Below are 18,133 nucleotides of genomic sequence, written 5' to 3'. Positions count from 1 at the left end.
CCATCCTGACGTGACCCCTGGGCGAGCGCACATCAGACTCGCCATCCTCGGGTCCGGGGCGCGGAACCCGGCCGCGCAGCCCCGGTGGGCTTCTGCCCAACGGCCGTACGATCATGGCCGGTTGACGTCCCCCGACGGCCGAAACGCCGTCTTGTCATGGCATGTTCGCGGCGCATAGTTTTGCCCCTCCTGACGCATGAGGGGACCTCGCGTATGGCCCTGAGTGGCCGGCACCGCCGGTATCAGCCGAACAGGATCAACCGCGTCTCGCTCACGGTCACGGCTGGCGGCGCGGGCCTCGCGCTCCCGCTGTTCGCCGCGGGGACAGCCACGGGAACGGCCACCGGGGCGGCCACCCACACCGGCACCGGTACCGGCGCCGAGACCGGCTCCCGCACGGGCTCCCAGGACGGCACCCGCGACCCCGTTCCCGGAAAGGCGCTCGACGCCGCCGCCCGTGACGTGCGCCCGGGGACCACTCCCCAGTCACGGGCCGGCCGTACCACGATGTACACGGTGGTCCACGGCGACACCCTCTCGGGCATCGCCGGCGAGCACCACGTCCGGGGCGGCTGGCGCGCGCTCTACGCGGGCAACCGCGCCACCGTCGGCGACGACCCCGACCTGATCCTGCCGGGCGAGCGACTCGCCCTGCACCCCGCGAAGGCGCCAGCCGGACCCGCCAACTCCGCGAAGAACAAGCCGACTTCGCACCCGGCGAAGCCGAAGGTCCACCACCAGACCAGGAGCACCACGAGCCCGAAGAACGCCAAGAGTGCCAAGAGTGCCAAGACCGGGGCGAGCGCTCACGGCGTCGTCGCCCCCGTCCACGCGGCCATCGGCACCGGGTACCGCGTGCCCGGCCCCTACTGGTCGAAGGGCTACCACACCGGCGTCGACTTCCTCGTGCCGACCGGAACCGCCGTGCACGCGGCCGAGGCCGGGGAAGTCGTGGCGGCGGGCTGGGGCGGGTCGTACGGCTACCAGGTGGTGCTCCGGCACGCCGACGGGCACTACACCCAGTACGGCCACCTGTCGGCCATCTCCGTGCGGATCGGGCAGCACGTCGCCGCCGGCGCGCGCATCGCCCGCTCCGGGGCCACCGGCAATGTCACCGGGCCCCATCTGCACTTCGAGGTGCGCACGGGACCCGGCTTCGGCACGGACGTCGACCCGCTCGCCTACCTGCGGGCCCACGGCGTCAGGATCTGACCTGCGGCCGCCGCCGGTGGTGGATCGTCTCCCGCAGGTCCGGTTCCCCGAGCGGTTCGCCCGGCTCCGCGGGCACTCGTCCGTCCGCGTCCGCGGGGACCCGTACGTCCTCCCCGTCGACCCGCTGCCGCGGTACCGAGGCGATCACCGTGCCGGTGGCCGAAGGCTCCGGGGCCGCCGTCCCCGTCTCCTCCATCCGCTCCGTCGTCAGCATGATCAGCCCGCCCGCCGCCAGCACCCCGCAGCCCAGGGCGAGCAGGGTGCCCGTCGTGCCGTGGCGGAAGGTCTCGCCGAACATGAGGATGCCGACCGCGGCGGCCAGCACCGGGTTGACGACGGTCAGGGTGGCGAGCGGCGCGGCCAGGCCGCCGCCCCCGTAGGAGGCCTGGGAGAGCAGGACGCCGGCGACCGAGAAGACGGCGATCAGCGCCAGCGAGAACAGGGTGCCGGAGGAGCCGGGGCCGCCGTCCCAGCCGACCGTGGCGGACTTGGTGAACACCGAGGACATGCCGAACGCGATGCCGGACGCCGTGGCGAGCAGCACGCTGCGCACCGCGGGATGCCGGTGGGCGGCCCGGCCCGCGCACATCAGCGCCAGCACCGCGCCGCCGGTGACCACCGCGGCGGCCAGCCGCTGCGGGGCGTCGAGCGCGTGGTCGTGGGAGGAGCCGACCAGGGACAGCAGCCCCGCGAGCCCGACGGTGGCCATCACGGCGCCCCGCCAGGCGGTCGCCCCGGCCCGGCGGCCGACGCACAGCGCGGCCAGCGGCAGGGCGAAGACGATGGTCAGCGCGCCGAGCGGCTGGACGATGCTCAGCGGTCCGTAGGCCAGCGCCACCACGTGCAGCAGCCCGCCGAGGCCGTTGAGCGCGAGCGCGCCCCACCAACCGGCCCTGCGCAGCGGCAGATACGCGCTGCCGGGGGAGGACACGGCGACCCGCTCCTGCACGATCGCGCCGCCCGCGTAGCCCAGCGCGGAGACGAGCGACAGCAACACGGACAGCGCGAGGGCGCTCATCGGCGTCTTCCGCTCATCGGCCTCTCACGCTCATCGGCGTCTCCTGTGCGTGCGGCACAGGGCGCGGGCCCGGTGCCGTCTACGGTCGGCTTCCATGGTCCACACTCTGCCCGCCCGCGCCGTTTCCGTCGTCGTCCCTGAGCACGCAATGCGTCCTACTGCCGATGGAGTACACCGGTACGGTGATCATCCCTGAGGTGGGTTACCCCAGGGGGAGCCCCGGCCGTCCGGGGTGCGAACGGGCCTGGTACGAGTGTCCTCGTGGACCTCGACCCCGAACTCGCCGCCCTGCGCCCGCCGGGTCCCTTCTTCGCCCTGCGCACGGCCCCGGAGGGGGACCCTTCCGGGCTCCCGACCCTCGCGGCGGCCTACGCGCCGGACGGCCCCGACGGGCCCCTGACCGCACGCGTGGCCCTCGTCGCCCGCCGCCTTGGCACCCCCGAACCCCGTGTCGCCGCCTCCCTCGCCCAGCAGGGCCTGGCCGCCCGGCTCTGGTCGGCCGCGCTCGGCTGCGCCGTCCTGTACGGCCGGCTGCCCGACCTGCGCCCGAGCCTGCTGCGCTGGGACATCGAGGCGTCCGCGCCCGACGACCTGTGGCTCGCCGAAGTCCGGCCGGGGCCCGGCGACGCGGGCGCGCTCGCCGCCGCCGTGCTGGGCGGCCATCTGGAGCCCCTGGGGGAGACCCTGAGAGACCATTACGGGATCGCGGCCGGGCTGCTGTGGGGCAACGCGGGCTCCGCGCTCGCCGGAGCCGCACGGGAACTGGAGCGCTGGGCCCGCGCCCGCGGCCGTTCCGACGCGGTGGCCCGCACCCGCGCGCTCACCGGTGAACTCTTCGGCCACCCCCTGCTGCGGGCCACCGGCACCCGCACCGGCTCCGCCTTCCGCCGCCGCAGCTGCTGCCTGTACTACCGGGTCCCCGGCGGCGGCGTGTGCGGCGACTGCTGCTTCCCCCGGCCCCCGGCCGCACCCCGCTCCCCAACCGCCGTACCGGGCAAGGGAGAAGGGACCGCTCGCTGACCCGTCCGCGCCGGGATGCCGCCCCGCCGAGCCCGGCTTTCTTACACTCCGTCACATAACAATCTCCGCGACGCGTTTACCCCCTCCCGTCGCGCAATGCCCGGTTTCCCGGCATCCGGCCGCCACGATGCAGGCAACGATGTCGAACCTCCGGAGGTCATCCGACATGAGAGGGACCCGGCGCACACGGCTGTGCCTGGCCTGGGTGATGGCGGCGTCCGCGCTGGTCGCCACCCCCGCCGCGGGAGCAACCGAGCGGACCGACGGCCACCTCACCGACCTGGTTAACCCCTTCATCGGGAGCCAGGACGAGGGCAACACCTTCCCCGGCGCCGCCGTGCCCTTCGGCATGGTGCAGCTCTCGCCCGACACCGGGCACAACACCGGTTACGACTACACCCAGAGCCGGATCCGCGGCTTCTCGCTGGTCCACCTGTCGGGCGTGGGCTGCCGGATCGGCGGCGACCTGCCCGTGCTGCCCACCACCGGCGATGTCGCACAGACCGACGACGCCACGTACGCGACCGCGTTCTCGCACGCCGACGAGGCGGCGAGCCCCGGCTACTACCGCGTCGGCCTCGCCTCCGGCATCCGCGCCGAACTGACCGCCTCCGCCCGCACCGGGGTGCAGCGCTACACCTTCCCCGCCACCACCAAGGCCAACGTCCTGCTGAACGCGGCCCAGTCGCTGCACAAGACGAGCGGCAGCAAGGTGGAGATCCTCGACGACCGCACCGTGCGCACCGAGATCACCGGGCACGGCTTCTGCCGGGACACCGGTCCGTACACGGTCTACACGATCACCCGTTTCAGCCGGCCCTTCACCGCCTACGGCACCTGGGACGGCGCCACCGTCACCGCGGGCTCGCGCAGCGGACGCGGCGGTGCCTACGTCCGCTTCGACACCACCGGGGACCGGACGGTCGAGGCGACCACCGCGCTGTCGTACGTCGGCCCGGACGGCGCGGCGGGCAATCTGCGGGCCGAGGGCGGCCGGTCCTTCGACGCCGTGCGCCGGGCGGCCCGCGAGCGGTGGGAGGCGCGCCTCGCGGCGGTGCGGGTGCAAGGCGGCGGCGACACCCTGCGCCGTACGTTCTACTCCTCGCTGTACCGGTCCTACCTCGCGCCCAACATCGGCGGCGACGCCGACGGCCGCTACTTCGGCTGGGACCGGCGGGTGCACCGGGCGCGCGGGTTCACGTACTACCAGAACTGGTCGCTGTGGGACACCTACCGCACCCAGGCCCAGCTGCTCGCCCTGCTCGCGCCGCGCGAGGCGCGGGACATGGCCCGCTCGGTGGTGGCGATCGACGAGGACGGCGGCTGGCTGCCCAAGTGGGGCTACGGGCCGGTCGAGACGAACGTGATGAGCGGCGACCCGGTCACCCCGTTCCTGACCACGGCCTATCAGATGGGCTTGCTGAAGGGGTTCGAGGAGCGGGCCTACCGGGCGCTGCGCAAGAACGCGGACGGGGTGCCGCCCGCCGCCAATCCGGGGATCGGGCGGGAGGCCAACGCCGAGTACGTCAAGAACGGCTTCGCCCCCTTCGACAAGGACCGGCCACTCGCCAAGATGGGCGACTCCGACTACCACCACGGCGCCTCGGTCACCCTGGAGTACGCCCTCGCCGACGCCATGCTCGCCCAGATGGCCCGTGGCCTCGGGCATGACGCGGACGCCGCCCGGTACGCGGCCCGCTCGCGTGACTACCGGACCATCTTCGACCCCTCGACCGGCTTCTTCCGGGCCCGCGACTTCTCCGGCGCCTTCACCGGCTCCCCCGACCCGGCGCTCGGCACCGGCTTCCACGAGGGCACGGCCTGGCAGTACCAGTGGCTGGTCCCGCAGGACCTGGCCGGCATGGTCCGGCTGATCGGCGGCAAGCGCGCCGCCAACGCCCGGCTCGACTCCTTCTTCGCCTACGACCGGCTGCTCGCCGACCCGGCCCGCACGGCCCGCGAGGTGTGGGTGCACGGCGACCCGTACGCCTACTACAACGCGGCCGTCTACAACCCGATGAACGAGCCCGACCTCATCGCGCCCTACACCTACCTCGCCACCGGCCAGCCCTGGAAGACCACCGACGTGGTGCACGCGGCCCTGACCCTGTTCACCGACGGCCCCACCGGCATGACCGGCAACGACGACCTCGGCACCATGTCCGCCTGGAACGTGCTGTCGTCCATCGGGCTGTTCCCGATCCAGCCCGGCTACGACACCTGGGGCCTGTCCACGCCGGTGTTCGACCGCGTCGACCTCGCCCTGGACCGCCACTACTGGCCGAGCGGCACACTGACCGTCACCGCGCCGGGCACCTCGGCCGCCGACCGCTATGTGCAGGGCGTGCGCGTCGACGGCAGGGCCCACGGGCGGACGTATCTGACGACGCGTGCGCTGCGCTCCCTGCGCTCGCTGGCGTTCACGGTCGGCCCGCGCCCGTCAGGGTGGGGTACGTCGGCCCAGGCGGCGCCCCCGGTACTGAAGTGACCTCAGATGTCTCCTGAGTCCCGCCCCGTTCGGCGGGGCGGGACTTTATCCGTTGTTAACTGAGCGTATATCGATCGAACTTGACCGTAATCGGCGGACGGGGATTGACTGAGGTTCCCTTCCGCCGACGCGCGAGGCAAGCCCGTGACCTCCGATCTGCTCGCTCCCCTGGACCTGGCCTTCTGGAACATCGAGTCCGACCGGCACCCCATGCACCTGGGCGCGCTCGGCGTCTTCGCCGCGCACTCGCCCACCGCCGGCGCCCACGCCGCCGACCTGCTCGCCGCCCGCGCCGCCGCCGTCCCCGGACTCCGCCTGCGCATCCGCGACGTCTGGGGACCGCTCGCCTTCGGCGGCGCCGCCCGCGAGGCGGACCCGGACTTCGACCCGCTGAACCACGTACGGCTGCACGCCCCGACCGGCGAATTCCACGCGGCCGCCGGGCGGCTGATGGAACGCCCGCTGGAGCGTGACCGGCCGCCCTGGGAGGCGCATGTGCTGCCCGGCGAGGACGGGGTCTCCTTCGCCGTGCTGTTCAAGTTCCACCACGCCCTCGCCGACGGGCTGCGCGCGCTCAAGCTCGCCGCGGGCGTCCTCGATCCGGTGGACATGCCCGAGCGGCCGCCCCGCCCCGCCGAGCCGCCCCGCCGCGCCCTGCCGGACGTGCGCGAGCTGCCCGGCCTGCTCCCCGGCCTGGTCAAAGGCGCTTTCTCGGAGGTGGGCCGAGCCCTGGACATCGGCGCCTCGCTCGCCCTGTCCACCCTGCGGATGCGCCCCAGCACCGCGCTCGCCTCCCCGCCCAGCGGCACCCGCCGCACCGCCGGTGTCGTCCTGGACATCGACGATGTGCACCGGGTGCGCAAGACGGCCGGCGGCACCGTCAACGACGTCCTCATCGCGGTCGTCGCCGGGGCGCTGCGCCGCTGGCTCGACGAACGCGGCGACGGCAGCACCGGGGTGGCGCCGCGCGCCCTGATCCCCGTCTCCCGGCGCCGCCCGCGCACCGCCCAGCCACCCGGCAACCGGCTCTCCGGCTATCTGATACGGCTCCCCGTGGACGAGCCCGACCCGCTCGGCCGGCTCGCCGCCGTGCGCACCGCGATGGTCCGCAACAAGGACGCGGGCCCCGACCGGGGCGCCGGCGCGGTCGCGCTGCTCGCCGACCACGTGCCCGCGCTCGGCCACCGGCTCGGCGGACCGCTCGTCGGGCAGGCCGCGCGGCTGTGGTTCGACATCCTGGTCACCAGCGTGCCGCTGCCCGGCGTCGGGCTGCGGCTCGGCGGCCACCAGCTGGCCGAGGTCTACCCGCTGGCCCCGCTCGCGCCCGGCCAGTCGCTGGCGGTCGCCATCTCGACGTACCGGGGGCGGGTGCACTACGGCCTGGTCGCGGACGCGGCGGCCGTCCCGGACCTCGACCGGTTCGCGCACGCGGTGTCGGCGGAGGTGGCGGCGCTGCTGGCGGCCTGCGCGTGCTGACCGTCACGACACGGAAGCCACCCGAGGCCGCGGCCGGGAAGGGAGCCGCCGTGAAGCCGGTCCTGGAGCAGACGGGCGGGGCCGAGGAGGCCGCCGCCCACCCGGTGGCGAGGAAGACGGCGGCCAACAAGACGCCGGCGAAGAAGGCGGCGACCGGGAAGGCTACGGCGGCCGGGAAGACCGCGGTGGCCGCCCGGAAGAGGCCAGGCCCGCCTCGCGGGCGGCCCGCGCCTCCGCCCGCGCCTCGCCCACCCGCTCCGGGCCCCGGAGTCCTCCGCGGCCGGGAAAACGCCGCCCAGGAAGGCCGCGGCCGGGGACTCGGCGGCCGGGGAGGCGGCGGACAAGGAAGCGGCGGCCAAGGGAACGGCGGCGAAGGGCGGCGCCGCGGCGGGCGGGAGCCGTTTTCACGGGACTGGCGGTGCCCGTGGGGCGTCCGTGGTCGCGGCGGAGCGTCCGTGATCGACTCGGGTTTGGCTCACGGGGCCGCCGCTCCGTAAAATTCCGCGTTCGAAAGGTGGCGCGAATCGGAGCGCTGCGCGGGATCAGGGAAACGGCAGCGCGATGACGGTGACAGAAGACGGCCCCAGGGCCACCGACCCCATGGCCGCGGAAGAGGTCGTCCACGGTCCGGGGATCGACCCCGAGCGCCTGGCCGTCTGCCTGAGCGTGCTGGAGGAGCTCGACACCATCGACGTCGACCACCCCGACGCGATCCGGGTGCGCCGGGCCACCTCGCACATCTACCGGACGGTCAAGCAGCGCCGCCGCCAGGAGCGCCGGGCCGCCAAGACCGCGCACGACCGCGCGGTCACCGAGGCCACGGCCACCGGCTCCGCCGAGCGCATCGACGACGAGACCGAGGGCATCCTGCCCTCCTCGAAGGTCGAGCCCGGCCGCATCGCGGGCATACTCCAGCGCCCGCGCTCCTGCTACACCTGCAAGACCCGCTACGTCGAGGTCGACTACTTCTACCACCAGCTCTGCCCCCAGTGCGCCGCCCTGAACCGCGCCAAGCGGGACGCCCGCGCCGACCTCACCGGCAAGCGCGCCCTGCTCACCGGCGGCCGTGCCAAGATCGGCATGTACATCGCGCTGCGGCTGCTGCGGGACGGCGCGCACACGACGATCACCACCCGGTTCCCCAAGGACGCCATCCGCCGCTTCAAGGCGATGGAGGACTCCGCGGACTGGCTGCACCGCCTGGAGGTCGTCGGCATCGACCTGCGCGACCCGGCGCAGGCGGTGACCCTGGCCGAGCGGGTCGCCGAGGCGGGCCCGCTGGACATCCTGATCAACAACGCGACGCAGACGGTACGCCGGCTGCCCTCGGCGTACGCCGCGCTGGTCGAGGGCGAGAGCGCCCCGCTGCCCGCCGGTGAGCTGCCCGCCCACGAGGTGATCGGCGCCTTCAACTCCGGTGCCGTGGACGGCATCGCCGCGCTGCCCACCGGCGTTGGCGCCCTGGAGGCGCGGCCGGGCCTGGACGCGCAGCAGGTCGCCGACCTCGCGCTGGTCGCGGGCAACGCCAGCGTCGCCCGGCACCTGGACGGCACCGCGATCGACGCGGGCGGCCTCGTCCCGGACGTCGTGGACACCAACACCTGGGTGCAGTCCATCGAGCAGATCTCCCCGGTGGAGCTGCTGGAGACCCAGCTGTGCAACTACACGGCGCCGTTCATCCTGATCAGCAAGCTCCGCCCGGCGATGGCCGAAGCGGCCCGCAAGGCGGCGCGCGGACGGTCGTACGTCGTCAACGTCTCGGCGATGGAAGGAGTGTTCAGCCGCGGCTACAAGGGCGCCGGGCACCCGAACACCAACGCGGCGAAGGCGGCCATGAACATGGTGACGCGGACCAGCGCCCAGGAGATGTTCGACACCGACGGCATCCTGATGACCTCCGTGGACACCGGCTGGATCACCGACGAGCGCCCGCACTACGACAAGCTGCGCCTGGCCGAGGCCGGTTTCCACGCGCCCCTCGACCTGGTCGACGGCGCGGCCCGCGTCTACGACCCGATCGTGCGCGGCGAGGAGGGCGACGACGTGTACGGCGTCTTCCTCAAGGACTACGCGCCCGGCAAGTGGTGACCGGCGCCGCGCGCTGACCTCCGGGTTCCGCCCCGGAGGTCAGTCGACCGCGTCGAGCCGGCAGTGGCGGGCGGCGACCAGCTCCAGGACCGTGCGCCAGTCCTCCAGCACCCCGGCGCCGAAGCCCGCGGTGCGGCCCTCCTCGCGGGCCAGACGCAGCCGCAGGACGTCCTCCTCGGCGCCCGCGTCCCCGCGCACCAGCCGGTACACCCGTTCCCCGAGCAGCGGCCGTACCGCCGCGGCGGCGCGGCGGGCCGAGTCCGCCTCGTCGCCCGGCGCGAGCAGCGGTCCGATGCCCTGGACCAGCCCCGCCACCTGGAGCTCCTTGTCGGCCGGTCGGCCGCGGCGCAGCAGTGCGGCGGTCCGCAGCGCGTGCTGGGGCCGCCCGGCGTGCAGCAGGTCCATCAGCTCCTCCACGCTGCGCAGCTCCATGCGTCCGTCCTTCCGCGCCAGGGCCGTGTCGGGCGCCAAGCAGACCATGGTGAGCTTGCGGCCCGGCCAACGGCACTTGAACTGCGTCGCGAGCTGCGTCGCGAGCTGCGTTGCGTAGACCGAACGGGTGATATCGACCAGCTGTCGACCGGCGTCTCCGCGAGGCGCTTTGTTATGTATAGCTGCATATTGGACGGTGTTGGGTTGCTCATCGAAACGCGATAGTTACCCCTTGTTTGCACTCCCTATCGAGCGGCAGTCCGCTCATTTGGTTAATCTGGGGTGGACGGACAGCGAAAAGGGGTCCTACCCACACCCGTTTCGTCCCGTTCGGGAGCGTGCCGGCGATCATCGGCCCGCTCCACTCGAAGTACCGGCGCCACCGCGCCCGAACTGGCCTTCCCTCCAGACCCGAGCGGGCGGCGAGCGCCGGAGCGCAGATTGTCCGGTACGCCCCGAGGGTGACCCGACACATAAGGAGTGCGCGGTGACACCGGAGAAGACGAAACGCGAGCAACGCCCCGAAGAGAACCTGGACCGTCCGGGCCGCCGGCCCGGAGAACTCGGCAGCCTCGACGTGTGGGCCCGGTCCGCCCCCATCCGCCTCGCGGGCTACGAGGAGGACCTGGCCGAACCCCACATCCTGCCGAGCGTGGACTGACCCCGCTCCCGAGAGCGGACGGCGGTGCCCGCACCGGGCACCGCCGTGGTGCGTCAGGAGCCCAGCGGAGCCGTACGGCGCCAGGGGAGCAAGCGCTCCAGTTCCTCCGCCAGTTCCAGCAGCACGGCCTCCGTGCCGGGGCGGCCCACCAGTTGCACGGCGGCGGGAGCGCCCGAGGGGAGGGCGCCGACCGGGACGGACATCGCGGGCCAGCCGGTCAGGTTCCAGGGCGGGGTGAAGGGCGAGTACGCCGCGTTGGCGAGGACGTTGCGCAGCCAGCCGCGTTGGTGCCAGGGCCCGGCGGCGGGGGAGCGGCGGGCCAGCGCCGGGGTGAGCAGCACGTCGTGCTCGGTGAGGAAGGGGGTCAACCGGGCGCGCAGCCGCTCCCGTTCGGTGCCGGTGCGCACCGGGCCGACGAAGCGCCGCCCGATCGCCGCGTGCACGCGGGTGCGCCGGGCCAGCCGCGCCGCGTCCAGGCCCTCGGCGTCCACCGCCGTACCCGCCGTCCAGTGCTTGAGCGCGCTCACGCCCATCGTCAGGGGGTACGGCGGTTCCGCCCGGCGCACCCGGTGGCCCGCCCGCGCCAGCGCCCCCGCCGCCTGCCGGACCGCGCCCGCGTACGGCCGGCCGACGCCCGCCACGGGCAGCGGATTGCGCAGGGCCACCGCGATGGTGCGCCGCGCGGGCTCCGCGGCGGCCGGAAAGTCCCGGCCGGCCAGCACGCCCAGCATCAGCCGCAGATCCCCGACGGTGGTGGCCAGCGGGCCGTTCTCCGACATGCCGAACCAGTCCCCGTTGCCGATCCCCGCCGGCACCACCCCGGACCCCGGCTTCAGGGTGACGAGGCCGCAGTTCGCCGCCGGGATGCGCAGCGAGCCCATGCCGTCGTTGCCGAGCGCGAGCGGCACGAACCCCGCGGCCACGGCGGCGGCGCTGCCCCCGGAGGAGCCGCCCGCCGTCCGCGTGGTGTCCCAGGGGTTGCGCGAGGCGCCGTACGGGCCCTCGGTGGTGCCGAAGACACACAGCTCGGGCACGTTCGTCAGGCCCACCACCACCGCGCCCGCCGCCCGCAGGCGCGCCACCGTGACATGGTCCTCGGCCGCCGGGGCGTCCGGGGTCGCGGCGGAGCCGTCGCGGTGGGCCTCGCCGCGCACCGCCAGGTTGTCCTTCACCGCCACCGGCACGCCCGCCAGCGGCAGCCCGGCCAGCTCGGCGCGCGCGCCCACCTCGTCCGCCTCGGCGAGCGCCGCCCGCGCCCGTACGGTGCGGAACGCCTCGATCCGCCCGTCGTACCGCTCGATCCGCGCCAGGTGCTCCGCCACCACCTCCCGTGGCGTCACCCGCTTCTCCCGCACGGCGGCGGCTATGTCGGCGGCGCTCCGCCCGGCCCAGTTCCCCACGGCACTCCTTCGGTCACTCGTCGGCTACTCGCCGGTACACACAGGGGCAGGGAGAACTGTGCCCCGTCGAGTCCGGTACGTCGAGGGTCCGGCGGCCGGCACAGGGGAATGCGTTCCTCAGCGCGTCCGAGAGCGAGCCCGACGAACCGTCCACGTGAGCCTGAACGCCGGAACCCAGCAGGAAGCATCCCGCATGCATGACGACCGCACTCTGGTGGAAGACCGCCTGCGCCGCGTCCTGGCCGAGCGCGTCCGCCCCGCCGTGTATCCCGAGTCCGTTCCCCTCCAGGTCGCGGTGTGGCACGCGCCCGGCGAGCCCGTGCCGGTCGCCGAGGGGCTGGCCGCCGAGCCGGAGCCGGTCGGGGTGGGCACCCGGTGGGGCGCCCCCTGGGGGACCAGCTGGTTCCGGGTGACCGGGACCGTGCCCGAGGGCTGGGCGGGCCGGACCGTCGAGGTCCTGCTCGACCTCGGCTTCGAGCAGGACCTGCCCGGATTCCAGTGCGAGGGCCTGGTCTACCGGCCCGACGGCACCCCGGTGAAGGGCCTGAACCCGCGCAACCAGTGGGTGCGGATCGGGGCCCCCGTCGCGGGCGGCGAGCGGGTGCGGCTGCACATCGAGGCCGCCGCCAACCCGCTCGTCTTCGGGCCGGGCCCCACCCCCCTCGGCGACAAGGACACCGCCGGCAGCGCGCCGCAGTACACGCTCACCCGCATGGACCTCGCCGTCTTCGACGAGACCGTCTGGCAACTGGTCCTCGACCTGGAGGTGCTCGGCGAACTGATGGCCGAGCTGCCGGCCGACTCCGCGCGCCGGTACGACATCCTGCGCGCCGTCGAACGGGCCCTGGACGCCCTCGACCTCCAGGACGTGAACGGCACCGCCGCCCGCGCCCGCGACCGGCTGACCGCCGTCCTGTCCGCGCCCGCCGCCCCTTCCGCCCACCGGATCAGCGCCGTCGGGCACGCGCACATCGACACGGCGTGGCTGTGGCCGCTGCGCGAGACGGTGCGCAAGGTGGCCCGTACGGCGGCCAGCATGACCGCGCTGATCGAGACCGAGCCGGAGTTCGTGTTCGCCATGTCGCAGGCCCAGCAGTGGGCCTGGCTGAAGGAGCACCGGCCCGAGGTGTGGGACCGGGTGCGCGAGGCGGTGGCGAAGGGACGGTTCGTGCCGGCCGGCGGGATGTGGGTGGAGTCGGACACCAACATGCCCGGCTCGGAGGCGATGGCCCGGCAGTTCGTGCACGGAAAGCGGTTCTTCCTCCAGGAGTTCGGCATCGAGAACGAGGAGGTGTGGCTGCCCGACACCTTCGGCTTCGCGGCCGGCCTGCCGCAGATCATCCGGGCGGCGGGCGCCAAGTGGCTGCTGACCCAGAAGATCTCCTGGTCGAGGACGAACACCTTCCCGCACCACACCTTCCACTGGGAGGGCATCGACGGCACCCGGATCCTCACCCACTTCCCGCCCGTCGACACCTACAACTGCGCCCTGCACGGCGCCGAACTCGCCCACACCGCCCGCACGTTCCGGGAAAAGGGCCGCGCCCGGCGCTCCCTCGCGCCCACCGGCTACGGCGACGGGGGCGGCGGCACCACCCGCGAGATGGCCGGCAGGGCGGCCCGGCTGCGCGATCTGGAGGGCTCGCCCACCGTGGTCTGGGAGACCCCGGCCGCCTTCTTCGCGCAGGCGGCGGGCGAATACCCCGAACCGCCCGTATGCGTCGGCGAGTTGTACCTGGAACTGCACCGCGCCACCCTCACCAGCCAGGCCGCGACCAAGCGGGGCAACCGGCGCAGCGAACACCTGCTGCGCGAGGCCGAGCTGTGGGCGGCGACGGCGGCCGTGCGCACCGGACACCCTTACCCCTACGAGGGGTTGGACCGGATCTGGAAGACCGTCCTGCTGCACCAGTTCCACGACATCCTGCCCGGCTCCTCCATCGCCTGGGTGCACCGGGAGGCACGGGCGACCTACGCGCGGATCGCCGGGGAACTGGAGGCGATCATCGCCGGGGCGCAGCGGGCGCTGGCAGGAGACGGGAACCGCGAACTGGTGTTCAATTCGGCGCCGCACGCACACGACGGGGTACCGGCCGGCGGCGCCGGCACCCGGCCCGCCACGGGGCCGGGGACGGGGCCCGAACCCCGCGCGGCGGGCGGGTACATGCTCGACAACGGGCTGCTGCACATCGAGATCGACACCCGCGGCCTCGTCGTCTGTGCCCGCGACCTCGCCGCCGACCGCGAGACCGTCGCCCCCGGCACGGCGGCCGGCCTCCTCCAACTCCACCCGGACTTGCCGAACATGTGGGACGCGTGGGACGTGGACTCCTTCTACCGCAACACCGTCACCGATCTCACCGACGCCGAGGAGATCGGGATCGGCGAGGACGGCGCCTCGGTACGGATCGTCCGCGTCTTCGGCGACTCCCGTGCCACCCAGGTGTTCTCGCTGCCGCCGGGGGAGCGGCGGCTGGTGATCGACACGGAGGTGGACTGGCGCGAGACGGAGAAGATCCTGAAGCTGGCCTTCCCGCTCGACCTGCACGCCGAACGGTACGCGTCCGAGACCCAGTTCGGGCACGTCCACCGCCCCACGCACACCAACACCTCATGGGAGGCCGCCAAGTTCGAGGCCTGCAACCACCGCTTCGTCCACCTGGAGGAGCCCGGCTGGGGTGTGGCCCTCGTCAACGACTCGACGTACGGACACGACGTCACCCGCACCGTACGGACCGACGGCGACCGGGCTACGACCACCACGGTCCGCGCCTCCCTGCTGCGCGCCCCGCGCTTCCCCGACCCGGCGACCGACCAGGGCGTCCACCGCTTCCGGCACGCCCTCGTCCCCGGCGCGAAGATCGCCGACGCCGTTCGCGAGGGCTGGCGGATCAATCTGCCCGAACGCCGGACGACCGGCGCCCGCGACATCGCCCCGCTGGTCACCGTGGACCACGACGCGGTGGTCGTCACGGCGGTCAAGCTCGCCGACGACGGCAGCGGCGATGTGGTGATCCGCTTCCACGAGGCCCACGGCGGCCGGGCCCGACCCACCCTGACGGCCGGCTTCCCGTTCAGCGGCCTCACGGTGACCGACCTCCTGGAACGCCCGCTCGCGGACGCCCCGCAACCGGTCCGCGAGGACGAGCGGATCACCGTACGGCTGCGCCCGTTCGAACTGATGACGCTGCGACTGCGCAGGCCCTGAACCCCGAGCCGTACCTATGGGCGAGTGAGCGGTTCACGGACTCTCCGCCGTCGCGGCCAGCCGGGTCGGCGGCAGGTACTCGCGTACGAACGTCCGGTCCCAGCACGCCCCCGTCTCCCGCAACTCCCGCCAGCTGGTGTAGCGGTAGCGGAAGAGGCGGGCGCGGACGTAGCGGGGCGGGGTGTCCGGCGGGAAGGGGGAGCGGCGCAGCAGGCGCAGGGTGGCGCGGTCGTTCTCCAGGAGGCGTTCCACCAGGCCGCCGAACCACTCCCCGGCGTACGCGGGCGACAGCGCGGCGAACCACATCAGCCAGTCCAGGCGCAGATGGTACGGCGCGAACTGGCGCGGCCAGTGGCGCAGTTGACCGGGTTTGCCCTTGAACTCGTACTCCCGCCAGTCCGAGTCCTCCCGCGCCACCTCGTCCAGGGTGCCCTCCACGACCACCTCGTAGCGCACCCGGCTGACACTGCCGAACGCGCCGTAGGTGTTGACCAAGTGGAGCGGGTCGAAGGAGCGGTTCATCACCTGGCGCCGGGAGACCATGTTCACCACCGGGTGGTAGCTGAGGAACAGCAGCAGCGCGGCCAGCGCCGACACCACGATCTCGTACCACAGGGGCGCGGCCGGCAGGGCGGGTGCCGTCGCCGGGAGCCGCAGCGCGGAGACCGCCAGCACGATGGTGATCCAGTTCAGCCAGGAGAAGTTGCCGGAGAGCACCAGCCACAGCTGGGTCACGATCATCAGCGCGGCGGCCGCCGAGGCGATCGGCTGCGGCGTGAACAGCAGGAACGGCACCACGAGTTGGGTGACATGGTTGGCGGCGACCTCCACCCGGTGCAGCGGCTTGGGCAGATGGTGGAAGAACCAGCTCAGCGGGCCCGGCATCGGCTGGGTCTCGTGGTGGTAGTAGAGGCAGGTCAACTTGCGCCAGCACGCGTCGCCGCGCAGCTTGATCAGCCCGGCGCCGAACTCCACCCGGAACAGGATCCAGCGCAGCAGGAACAGCACCAGCACCGGCGGCGCCACCTCGTCGTTGCCGAGGAAGGCGGCGAGGAAACCGGTCTCCAGCAGCAGCGACTCCCAGCCGAACGCGTACCAGGTCTGGCCCACGTTCACGATCGACAGGTACAGCGCCCACGGCACCAGCCACAGCACGATCGCCGCCCACAGCGGCAGCAGCGCGTCCGCCCCGGCGAGCAGCGCCACCGAGACCGCGCACCCCGTCCACGCCATGGCCGAGAAGAACCGGTCGGAGTAGTGCAGCTGGAACAGGCTCGGCGCCCGCCGGAAGCGGACCCGTGCCACGTAACGCGGGATCGGCAGCATGCCGCGCTCGCCCAGCAGCGCCCGGAACTGGAGGGCGGCCGCGAGGAACGCGACGAGGTACACGGCGGCCAGCGCCCGCTGGAGGACCAGCCGGCTCAGCCAGTAGTCGGGTGCGGTGAACCAGTCCACGACCGTTCGTCTCCCTCGCGCCGATCCCCCCGAGTTGCCAGCGAAACGGGGACAACGCAAATAATAGGGATAATTCACCCACAGTGATGCGGAGTGCACGGTGCGCATACCCACCGGATCGATGGTCATGGCCTGCGTGCTGCTGTCGGTGGCGCTGCTCCTCACCGGGTGTGCGGGCGCCGCCGTCAAAGAGGCTCAACTGGGCGAGGAGGTCTTCCTCCAGCCCGCCGCCGAGCAGGGGCCCAGCCCCTTCACCGCCTCCACGGCGACCGGCCGCACGGGCCTCGGCATGCCCCGGCCGTCCGCCACCGTGCGCACCGCCGACGTCAGCGCGCCGCCCGCGGGTCTCGCCGTGGCCCCCCTGTCGGCGGCCCGCGTCCTGTCCGGCGGCACCCCCGGCCTCTACAGCGGTCGCGTCCGCGTCGCCGAGTGCGATGTCGAACGGCAGATCGGCGACCTGACCGCGGACCCCGCCCGCTCGGACGCGTTCGCCCACGCGGCCGGTGCCCCCCGTACGGATCTGCCCGGCTATCTGCGCGCCCTGACCCCGGTCCTGCTGCGCGCCGACACCCGCGTCACCACCTACGGCTACCGCGACGGGCGGACGAACGGGTACCAGGCCGTGCTCCAGGCCGGCACCGCGGTGCTGGTCGACGACCGGGGCCTGCCGCGGGTGCGGTGCGCCTGCGGCAACCCGCTGCGCCCGCCCGAGGAGGCCCGCGGCGGGGTCGGCGCGCGCGGCACCGGCTGGTCGGGTTACCGGCCGGCCCAGGTCATCGTGGTGACCCCGGCGCCCCAGGCGGTGTCAAGCCTCATCCTGCTGGACGCCGGGACGAACACCTGGATCCAGCGCCGGATCGGGCCCGACGTCCGCCGCGACCGTCTCGTGGCCCCGCCGCCCGTCTCCGCCACCTCGCCCCCCGATCCGGGACACACCGGCCTGCCCCCCTCGCCCCGGCCGGACACCGGGGACCCCAGCCCACGGGCAAGCCGGTCGGGCACGGCGACGGGCGAGATCGGGGGAGCGCTCATCGACACCGGGCGGGTGGCACCGCGGCGGGGGCGCGATGACGGGCGGGACGAAGGACACGGGGGCCGTGCGGACGGGAGCGGCAAGGGACAGCGGGAGCGCAGCCCGAGGTCCGCGAAACGGGCCACGGCCCCCCACCCCGGCGACAAACCGGACACCGGCCCACACCCCGCCGCGACCGCTGGACACGGGGGACACGGGGCGGACGGACGGGTGACCGCTGCGCCCGGCGCTGCGACCGGGAGCGGAAACCGGGCCGCCGATCGGCCCACCATTCCGGGCCCGACCGGCGAGGGCGGTCGGGCGCCCACCGCGTCCGCGACTCCGGGCACCTCCGGCGAAGGCAGCCGGGTGCCCGCCGCCTCCGCGACTCCGGGTACAAGCGGTGGCGGGCCCAGGAGGGCCGGGGCGTCCGTGACTTCGGGTACGACCGGTGAGGGCACTCGGGCGCCCGCCGCGTCCGCGACTTCCGGTACGGGCGACGGCCGTACCGGGGTGGCCGCCGCGTCCACCACTCCGGGTACGACCGCCCACGGTTCCCGGATGGCTGCGGTGTCCGCGTCTCCGCGTGCGGCTGGTGTGGGGTCGCTGTCGGCTGGCGCGTCTGGCATGCCGCGTGTGACGCCTCGCGGTTCTCGGATGGTT

At 73.9% G+C, this 18,133-nt stretch carries 12 protein-coding genes; 8 read left to right on the top strand and 4 right to left on the bottom strand.

The annotated features are described in order from the left end of the window. The first annotated feature begins 213 nt into the window (after window positions 1–213). The gene (locus AC069R_RS25130) at window positions 214–1,212 is read left to right on the top strand and encodes a M23 family metallopeptidase (RefSeq protein ID WP_478769069.1); all 999 of its coding nucleotides are present in this window, start codon (window positions 214–216) and stop codon (window positions 1,210–1,212) included. Here the strand turns inward: AC069R_RS25130 and AC069R_RS25125 are convergent. Next, complete coding sequence (locus AC069R_RS25125; RefSeq protein ID WP_478769068.1) at window positions 1,202–2,230, bottom strand: DMT family transporter; 1,029 nt, start codon at window positions 2,228–2,230, stop codon at window positions 1,202–1,204. The two genes, AC069R_RS25130 and AC069R_RS25125, sit on opposite strands and share 11 nt — an antisense overlap. A gap of 261 nt (window positions 2,231–2,491) precedes the next feature. On the opposite strand from AC069R_RS25125, the gene AC069R_RS25120 reads away from it, so the two are divergent. The 4 genes from AC069R_RS25120 to AC069R_RS25105 all read left to right on the top strand — a co-directional run bounded on the left by AC069R_RS25120 (window position 2,492) and on the right by AC069R_RS25105 (window position 9,302). Beyond that, window positions 2,492–3,250, top strand: a complete 759-nt coding sequence (locus AC069R_RS25120; protein ID WP_478769067.1) for a (2Fe-2S)-binding protein — start codon at window positions 2,492–2,494, stop codon at window positions 3,248–3,250. Between the two features lie 166 nt (window positions 3,251–3,416). After that, window positions 3,417–5,738, top strand: a complete 2,322-nt coding sequence (locus AC069R_RS25115; RefSeq protein ID WP_478769066.1) for a GH92 family glycosyl hydrolase — start codon at window positions 3,417–3,419, stop codon at window positions 5,736–5,738. A 144-nt stretch (window positions 5,739–5,882) separates the two neighbouring features. Then, a complete protein-coding gene (locus tag AC069R_RS25110; protein WP_478769065.1) occupies window positions 5,883–7,214 on the top strand; it encodes a wax ester/triacylglycerol synthase family O-acyltransferase in 1,332 nt (443 codons plus the stop codon). Between the two features lie 561 nt (window positions 7,215–7,775). Then, complete coding sequence (locus tag AC069R_RS25105) at window positions 7,776–9,302, top strand: SDR family NAD(P)-dependent oxidoreductase (protein ID WP_478769064.1); 1,527 nt, start codon at window positions 7,776–7,778, stop codon at window positions 9,300–9,302. Between the two features lie 39 nt (window positions 9,303–9,341). Here AC069R_RS25105 and AC069R_RS25100 read toward each other — a convergent pair whose 3' ends face one another. After that, window positions 9,342–9,734 (bottom strand): hypothetical protein, encoded by a 393-nt coding sequence (locus tag AC069R_RS25100; RefSeq protein ID WP_478769116.1) that lies wholly within the window; start codon window positions 9,732–9,734, stop codon window positions 9,342–9,344. A 487-nt stretch (window positions 9,735–10,221) separates the two neighbouring features. Between AC069R_RS25100 and AC069R_RS25095 the strand changes: the two genes are divergently transcribed. Then, complete coding sequence (locus AC069R_RS25095) at window positions 10,222–10,395, top strand: hypothetical protein (RefSeq protein ID WP_397982779.1); 174 nt, start codon at window positions 10,222–10,224, stop codon at window positions 10,393–10,395. A gap of 53 nt (window positions 10,396–10,448) precedes the next feature. Here AC069R_RS25095 and AC069R_RS25090 read toward each other — a convergent pair whose 3' ends face one another. Further along, complete coding sequence (locus AC069R_RS25090) at window positions 10,449–11,795, bottom strand: amidase (RefSeq protein WP_478769063.1); 1,347 nt, start codon at window positions 11,793–11,795, stop codon at window positions 10,449–10,451. Window positions 11,796–11,988: 193 nt separating this feature from the next. On the opposite strand from AC069R_RS25090, the gene AC069R_RS25085 reads away from it, so the two are divergent. Then, on the top strand, window positions 11,989–15,003 hold the full coding sequence (locus AC069R_RS25085) for an alpha-mannosidase (protein WP_478769062.1): 3,015 nt from the start codon (window positions 11,989–11,991) through the stop codon (window positions 15,001–15,003). Between the two features lie 33 nt (window positions 15,004–15,036). Here AC069R_RS25085 and AC069R_RS25080 read toward each other — a convergent pair whose 3' ends face one another. Continuing rightward, entirely contained in the window at window positions 15,037–16,458 is a 1,422-nt protein-coding gene (locus AC069R_RS25080; RefSeq protein WP_478769061.1) for a lipase maturation factor family protein, read from the bottom strand. A 100-nt stretch (window positions 16,459–16,558) separates the two neighbouring features. Between AC069R_RS25080 and AC069R_RS25075 the strand changes: the two genes are divergently transcribed. Further along, the coding region (locus AC069R_RS25075) for a DUF6777 domain-containing protein (protein WP_478769060.1) at window positions 16,559–18,133 on the top strand (1,575 nt) is incomplete at its 3' end.

The sequence above is a fragment of the Streptomyces sp. NPDC043952 genome (assembly GCF_056435325.1).
The sequence above is the reverse complement of the archived record's forward strand: the minus strand, read 5'-3'. Positions and strand labels throughout refer to the sequence as shown.

What these genes read in the sequence shown, in the direction of transcription:
- AC069R_RS25130 (WP_478769069.1), top strand. Translation starts at nt 214, where the DNA reads ATGGCCCTGAGTGGCCGGCACCGCCGGTATCAGCCGAACAGGATCAAC.
- AC069R_RS25125 (WP_478769068.1), bottom strand. Translation starts at nt 2,230, where the DNA reads ATGAGCGCCCTCGCGCTGTCCGTGTTGCTGTCGCTCGTCTCCGCGCTG.
- AC069R_RS25115 (WP_478769066.1), top strand. Translation starts at nt 3,417, where the DNA reads ATGAGAGGGACCCGGCGCACACGGCTGTGCCTGGCCTGGGTGATGGCG.
- AC069R_RS25105 (WP_478769064.1), top strand. Translation starts at nt 7,776, where the DNA reads ATGACGGTGACAGAAGACGGCCCCAGGGCCACCGACCCCATGGCCGCG.
- AC069R_RS25100 (WP_478769116.1), bottom strand. Translation starts at nt 9,734, where the DNA reads ATGGAGCTGCGCAGCGTGGAGGAGCTGATGGACCTGCTGCACGCCGGG.
- AC069R_RS25085 (WP_478769062.1), top strand. Translation starts at nt 11,989, where the DNA reads ATGCATGACGACCGCACTCTGGTGGAAGACCGCCTGCGCCGCGTCCTG.